At 26.7% G+C, this 6,649-nt stretch carries 7 protein-coding genes; all 7 read left to right on the forward strand.

Going from position 1 to position 6,649, the window contains the following annotated elements:
* Positions 1–757, forward strand: a 757-nt coding sequence (locus OO775_RS09685; protein ID WP_373874567.1) for a hypothetical protein, incomplete at its 5' end; no start/stop codon positions are given.
* A gap of 4 nt (positions 758–761) precedes the next feature.
* On the forward strand, positions 762–1,556 hold the full coding sequence (locus OO775_RS09690) for an ankyrin repeat domain-containing protein (protein WP_264846884.1): 795 nt from the start codon (positions 762–764) through the stop codon (positions 1,554–1,556).
* 51 nt (positions 1,557–1,607) lie between these two features.
* Positions 1,608–2,633, forward strand: a complete 1,026-nt coding sequence (locus tag OO775_RS09695; protein WP_264846885.1) for a M15 family metallopeptidase — start codon at positions 1,608–1,610, stop codon at positions 2,631–2,633.
* The gene (locus OO775_RS09700) at positions 2,596–3,378 is read left to right on the forward strand and encodes a hypothetical protein (RefSeq protein ID WP_264846886.1); all 783 of its coding nucleotides are present in this window, start codon (positions 2,596–2,598) and stop codon (positions 3,376–3,378) included. Before OO775_RS09695 ends, OO775_RS09700 begins: the two co-directional genes overlap by 38 nt.
* A gap of 101 nt (positions 3,379–3,479) precedes the next feature.
* Complete coding sequence (locus OO775_RS09705) at positions 3,480–5,078, forward strand: glycoside hydrolase family 24 protein (RefSeq protein ID WP_264846887.1); 1,599 nt, start codon at positions 3,480–3,482, stop codon at positions 5,076–5,078.
* Positions 5,041–5,958, forward strand: coding sequence for an SH3 domain-containing protein (locus OO775_RS09710; protein ID WP_264846888.1), 918 nt, complete (start codon positions 5,041–5,043; stop codon positions 5,956–5,958). Before OO775_RS09705 ends, OO775_RS09710 begins: the two co-directional genes overlap by 38 nt.
* Before the next feature lie 174 nt (positions 5,959–6,132).
* On the forward strand, positions 6,133–6,649 hold a 517-nt coding region (locus OO775_RS09715; protein ID WP_264846889.1), incomplete at its 3' end, for a hypothetical protein.

Genomic DNA, 6,649 nt, shown 5'->3' on the forward strand with positions numbered 1-6,649 from the left:
AAGTCTAGAGTGGGCTAGTTTGACTCATATAGGAAATAATAGTAATTATTCTTTTAAAGGTAACCCACAACCAGCTATCCCTATGAAGAAAGTTTTGTATTATTATGAAAAGTTTTATAAAGAAGAGCTCGAAGGAAAAACCAATTTATACTTAAAAAAAGGATTTTTAAAAGAATTCGAAATAGATTGTGCTTGTCAAAATTCTAGTCAAAAGAGTAAAATAGTGATTTTTGATTCAGCTTTAACAGAAGAAAGAAAAAACATAGTAAATTCTTTCACAATTTTATTATTAGAAAGAGCAGCTCAAAATTCATCAAATAAAAAAATTATTATAACTAGCACTATACGTACCCCTCAAAAACAAGCAGAAGCTATGTATAATAATGAAAGTACAGGAAAACACATAAGATATGCAGAGTCAGGAAAAAAGGTGATCGAAATTTATAACTTAGGAGTTAAAAAGGGGGATTCTAAAGAGAAAATAATTTCTGATATGAAAAACAAGATAGAAGAACTTGCAAAAGAAGGGAAAAGGGTTTCAAAGCATTGTGTATCTGAAGAAATATATGCTAAGAATAATATAATAGATGTTTCTTATACTAGAGAAATTAAAAATCCTCGTGATTTTATTAAAGAGTTAGCTAAAGATAGTTCTGTCACTAGAATTATACACCCTCTAAATAATGTTGTTATAAATGATAAAATCTCTTATGATTCAAGTGAGGGAGCTATTCATATAGAAATTAAAATTCCATAATTAGATGAAAAAAATACTATTCCTTTTTATTCTTAGTAGTTTTATAACTACTTGTAAACAACAACATAAAAAAGCTTATGTTGCTGATGTCTCAGAAAATACAATTGCTATTGATTCTTTTTACTTAAAAGAAAATATTTTTAAATATACCCAGCTTGGTATAGAGTGTAAGAGAGGAAATTTAGACAATGTAAAAAAACTTCTTGATAAGGGAGCAAATAGTAGATTTGCAAAAAAAGATGATTATTTAATATATGATGCTTTGTTTGTAGCCATAGAAAATCATCATTTGCCTATTGTCAAATATCTCGTAGAAAATAAATCAGATATAAATCAAATATATACAGAAGAAGGTCTAACACCTATTGGATTAGCTTGTAAAATAGGAGACAAAAAGATTGTTTCTTATCTTATTAAACAAGGTGCAGATGTTAATATTATTGAGTGTAATGAATTTATATTTAATAATAAAAATCACTCTTCAGATTGGTTGGGAACATACTTAGGTCATTTTTTATATTTAAAAGAAGAAAAGGCAGACCCTCGTGCTTGGGGAGATATCTTAATAAAAATAGATAATAACATTGCACATTTACAGATAGAAACTTATGATGAAAATAATGATAAGGAATATATTTTTAAAGAAGAAAAAAACAACGAAATTTTATTTGTAGATTTAAAAAATAAGAATTATATATTAAAAATAACAAAGAAAAACAATACATACTTTCTCAAAAGCTCTTTTTTAGATAGTTTATTGGATAAAAGTAGCCTATATGCAATAGAAAAGAATAATTAGTAATAAAAAGAGAAACAATATGATTTGGTATGGGGCGAAAAAATAGGTTGTATGGAAATGAAAAAAGTTATAGAAGTCTCTAATTGTTTACATATAGATCCAAATTGGCTAATGACTGTAATAGCTTTAGAAACAGGAGAGAGTTTTAATCCAGCTATAGGTAATGGATTAGGATATGTAGGATTGATTCAATTTGGAAAGAGTGCTGCAGATAGTTTGAATATAACACAACAAGAATTGGTAAAAATGTCTTTTATTGAGCAAATGAATTATGTGCAAAAATATTTAGAAAAAAACAAAACAAAATATAAAACTCTTACAGACTTGTACTTATCAGTTCTATATCCTTCTGCTTGTGGTCATGGTTTAGAGAAAGAATATATTGTTTTAGAAGGTAATGCATATAAAAATAATCCTCTTTTTTGGAGAGAAAAAGATGAATACGAATGGGTAAAAGAAAAAGATAAAAATGGGAAAGTTAAAAAATATAAAAAGTTAAAAAATGCAGAAGGCAAGACTTATATGTGGGAAATAACAGAAACTTTAGAAGAAATTTTAAAAAAAGGAGAATTACACAAATCAAAATATGTTTCTTGCTTAGAAGGAGATTGCTTGGATACTTGGGATATTGTAACTAACAATAGAATAAAACAATTACATCCCAAGATCAGATGTGCAGTGAAAAATTTCATTAATGAAGTTTATAATACAATGAATATTAGGCTACGTGTTATAGAAGGCTTTAGGTCTTTTAGTGAACAAGATAATCTATATGCACAGGGAAGGACTACAAAAGGAAGTATTGTTACTTATGCAAAAGGAGGAGAAAGTTACCATAATTATGGATTAGCTATTGATGTGGTAGAAATAAAAGATGGTAAAATAGATTGGATAGAACAAGAAAGAGTTCTACCTAAAATAGCTCCAATAGGTAAAAAATGGGGATTTGAATGGGGAGGCGATTGGAAAAAAATTAAGGATAAGCCACATTTTCAAATGGCTTTTGGAAAAAAAACTAAAGAATTAAAGAAACTATATAATGATAATAATAATGATCATACAAAAATTCCTTTATAGATATATTATATACCTATTTTCAGTATTTATTATATCTTGCAATAGCCAAAATGAGAATACTCACACAAATAATCAAAATAATTCTTTACAAAAGCTGAAAGATACTATTATATTAGATGGTTCAACAGAAGGAGAACAAATCTATTTATATGTCAATAAAATCACTCTTGATTCTATTATAGAGAGTGAAATTTTAGGTGAAACAGGAAAGGAGAGGTATTCATTTACCTTCAATGATCAACTAAAAAAAGCTAATCATATTCTTTATTCTTATGAAAAACCTATATACCTTTCAAAGAATATAAAACTTAAGGTGAGTAAAGAAGAAGATTTATATTCTTCTAAAGAAGTAAAACAAAAATTAAATAAAAAGTTTATGTTATATCATAATATCCTCTTCCGAAAAAAAATAGATTGTAAATGGTTTGGAAAATACACTTTAACACTCAATCAAAATAATGATGATTGGAGAGAAATTTATGATATTAAGATTGATATCTCAAAAGATTCTATAGTTTATGAAGCAAAAGGATACCAATTATATCAGAGATTTCTATTATCTGGAATCTCGAAAAAAGATACTTTATTTTTGTATATTAGCAATATAGAGGACAATATAGGAGGTGTTAATTTTTCCGAAGAATCCAAAATTATAATGAAAGGAGAACAATTCTTTATAAAAAATGCGTATATTAATTCTTTATCAAAAAAATCTAATTCATCTTATAAATTAGAAAAAGAGTAAGAAAGGATCTACAGAGGGAGACAAGAGGACACAAGTAATTCAAGTGTTTTTCTATGATAAAAAAAATTTTTTCATTTAAGCTAAATATTAACGAATTTTAATTGGAAATAGCTCCGAGAGTTGAGGGTAAAAAAGCCTTTTATTCTGATAAAAAGGTTATAGATAACAAGGGGGAACTTTTGGTAAAGTTAGATACTTCCAAGTTCGAAAAAGCACAGAAACATATACACATAATGGCAGTATTCAAAACAAAAGTGAATGATAAGGAAAAAGGAGCCTATATGAACCTTGCCAATCATTTGGTACTATATTATGAAAAAAAATTGAACGACGTAGCTGGGAATAATAGTGCGGTAAAGGTTGGAAAAGCAAAAATAAATAGAGTTCAACTGGAAGAGAAAAAATGTATTTGTGAGGAAAAAGTACGAGCTTTTATGAGAATGTTACGAGTAAAAGAAGGTACAGAAGGAGAAAAAGGCTATACAACATTATATGGGGGGACACAATTTTCAGATATGAGTAGACATCCTAATAAAGTTATAACATTGGGAAAATATTCTTCATCTGCAGCAGGAGCTTACCAGATAATGGGATATACTTATGATGGTATAAAAAAGTATTTTTCAAAATATAATATTACTAATTTTAATCAAGAAGCACAAGATAAAATGTGTCTAATTATTCTTAAAAATAATTATTTAAAAGATCGTAATGATTCTTTTTATAATCCTGCTTTTTACAAAGATAAAGATAAAAAAAATAGAGATACTCTAAAAGAAAAGAAAGCAAAAGAATGGCGAAAAAGATTTAAAGGAAAACAAGGAGATATTATTCAATTTATAATAGATGATAATTTAGAAAGGGCTACATTGTTATCTAGTTTATGTTGGTCAAGTCTTCCAGATTCTCCTTATGGACAACAGAACTCTAAATACACATTTGAAGATGTAAAAAGAATATATGAGAACTTTCTTAAAGAAGAAATTGAAGGAAAAACTGACTTACATTTGAAAAAAGGATTCCTTAAAGAATTTGGATACAACTGTGGATGTGATAAAAAATTATCAAATAGTAATATTCAAGGAAAAGGTTGGAATATTGATGTACATTTATGGGAGGATAGAAAAGAGATGGGCTATGGAATTTTAGTGCTAAAAGATAATGTAGGGAATGAAGTTTGGAGAACTATTGTTAGAGCACAGGGGTATACTAGTACAATAGGAGGATCTCGAAAAACAAGTTATTCTGACACACCAATAGGAACATATAAATTTGAACAATGGCGTAGTGATGGAAGTTCTGTTATCTATGGTGAAAATCCTAGATTAGATATGACATATGAATCAGGAGAGGCAAAAGGAATAAGAGAAGAGATACAAATTCATGGAGGTAGACAAAAAGGATACCAAAATCCTTACTTATGGAATACAGGAGGATGTTTAAGGGTTTTTGATGATGCTATTGTAACATTGAAATCAAAAATAGTAGAATTAGAAAAAGGAAATGAAGGACATCACTACATAAATATATCACATTCTTTAAAATTTGATGATGTATCTCAAAAATATTTTATCCCATCTGACTATGAAGAATTAAAACTATCTCCAAATAATCAAGAATTATTAAAAAAAGGAATTATTAATAAAAAATATTATTATAGGAATGAAAAAAATTATTATACTGATAATATTAATGCTTAATTTAAGTTGTTCAACTAAAGCTCAAGAAAAATCTAATTTTGAAATATTGCAAAATATTGACAAGCAAATTAAAACCAAAAATATAACAGAGCAAACATATAAAAATTTAATTTTTTTAAAGCAAAATGTTGATGGTGCTGATGCTGAGTATTATTTAGAGAATTATAAAGATTTGCTTTTAAATGATCCTAAAAGATTTAGTTCTTTTTTAAAAAAGAATAATATTAAATTAGATGAAGATATTATAGATTTTTTTAAAGGTTCAAGTGTAGAAAATTCTTTAGAAAAAATAGTAAATGAATATTTTTCTTCTAAATTTTTCACTAAAAATGTAAAGATAGAATATAAAAAAACAAAAAAATATTATGTAAAAGATAATGATAGATATGTAAATTTAAGGGAAAGACCAGATGTGAAATCAACTATTTTACAAGAGGTTTACAATAAGGAATATGTATCTGTCATTGATAGTATAAACAATTGGTATAAAGTAAAATATGATAAAAATGTAGGATTTATACACAAAAGTAGAGTCTTTTTTAATAATTATGATATAGAAATCTTTCTCAATGATACGATTCTCCTAAAAAAACCAATGATAAAATATAAAGAGCATGAAAAATTTCTCTATGAAGATTATAAAAATTCTGATTGCGTAGCGTGTTTATTAAAAACCAATAATACTATATTTATATCTTGTGATAATATTAATGAAATAGCTTTTAAAGCTATATATGATTTAAAAGGAAATATTTTATCTTATCTTTATGACGGGATGTCTTACAATGAAATTAATGGATATGATTTGTTAAGAATACAATCATTAATACAAGAAAAAAATCAAAATATTGAAAAATTCTATATATTAAAACAATGGTAAGAAGTGCCTTTGTAAAAGTATACACTCTTCATTTTTGAATAAAATACACTTTAAGAGTTATATTGGGTTACACAAGAGAAATCTGATGAGATATTTAGAAAAGATTTGCCAGAGTTTTAAGAGGCTGTTAAACGAGATGTTACAGTTCCATTACATCAATATGAATATGATGCTTTGGTTATAATTTTAGAAGTATATAATACTGAAAACAAACAGAAACCTCTCTATACTTCTGAAAAAGTAGTAGTTCCTAAGGGGAGTAAGGAAATCTGTATTCCCTATACAATGGAAAAAACATACAAAGGAAAAACAGATGAGGAAAAACAGAAAGAAGACAGAGAAAGGAAAGATATTCAAATATTTTTCAAAATAAAACCCGTTGACACGAATCTTTTTTTGAAGTATTCAAATGAAGAATTTGAAAATAATCTCCTTACCATTACCAATAGAGGGGATATAGTAGAAGCCTATTTCTGTAATTCAGATGATACTGAAAAACAAAAATTTATAGAATTTGGAAAAGTTGCACATTTAAAGATATATGCAACTAATATGAAAGGCAGAGAAGTTGAAGTATTGTTTTTTACAAGAGATAAATTTCTATATTCTAAAAATACAACACAGAACGAACTAACTTGGAAACTTTGGAGTGATATTGAGACTCATAATATAAAAGGGGAACCATTCCATT

Origin of the sequence: Capnocytophaga catalasegens (assembly GCF_026005215.1) — a bacterium.
Lineage (GTDB): Bacteria > Bacteroidota > Bacteroidia > Flavobacteriales > Flavobacteriaceae > Capnocytophaga > Capnocytophaga catalasegens.